The organism is Haloarcula sp. Atlit-120R (assembly GCF_003665885.1).
Lineage (GTDB): Archaea > Halobacteriota > Halobacteria > Halobacteriales > Haloarculaceae > Haloarcula > Haloarcula taiwanensis.
Window position 1 is genome coordinate 1 of the sequence record NZ_QPLN01000035.1, and the last position, 611, is coordinate 611.

Here is a 611-nt window from a genome sequence, read left to right on the forward strand (position 1 = left end):
GGAGTGCCGCGTAAGACTTCCCGTCCCCCGTCTCCCCGGCTAAAAAGCACATCCAGTTCTCGTTGAACACGTTCATCCGCGGCCATATCTTGCGGCGGAGAATCAGGTTCTCGCGGACTCGGTCGGGCATCTCCGAGTAGTGGCTGGAGAGGTTTTTCGGAGGAGCGTGCGACTGCATCCGGTCGACGATCTCCGGCTCACTCTGCGAACTCATACGACCTCACCCTCCGCGTCCTGAAGTTCGATAGACGGCTTGACCCCGAGTTTCGTCGCCGCGTCGTCGAGGACACCCGCGATGTCCATCAGCTGTCGCACGTCGAGGACGACCTGTTGGGTCGTCTGTTCTTCCCGCACCCCGCGCATCGTCGAGCGGGTTTCCACGACTGTCTCGGTCGCATCCTCCAGTTCGTCCAGACGTTCGAGACCCTGGTACGGGATGTCTCTGACTTCGACCGGTGGGACGCCCTGTTTCTCGTAAATCGCCATCGCCTCGTCTTGCGACACTTCGAGTGTCTGTCCGTCAATTTCAAAGACGTACTCTCGCTCGGCGGTCCAGTTCGGCGACAGCACGACCGACGACCACCACTCTTTGATGATGCCCTCGCTCCGAA

General features: G+C 60.4%; 1 protein-coding gene and 1 pseudogene. Both read right to left on the minus strand.

Translation table 11 applies throughout. The annotated features are described in order from the left end of the window. Positions 1 to 214, minus strand: a pseudogene (locus DVK01_RS21090) (hypothetical protein); the annotation flags it as partial. After that, a partial coding sequence (locus DVK01_RS21990) for a hypothetical protein (RefSeq protein ID WP_121538829.1) occupies positions 211 to 611 on the minus strand: 401 nt, incomplete at its 5' end. The gene DVK01_RS21990 and the pseudogene DVK01_RS21090, both read right to left, overlap by 4 nt.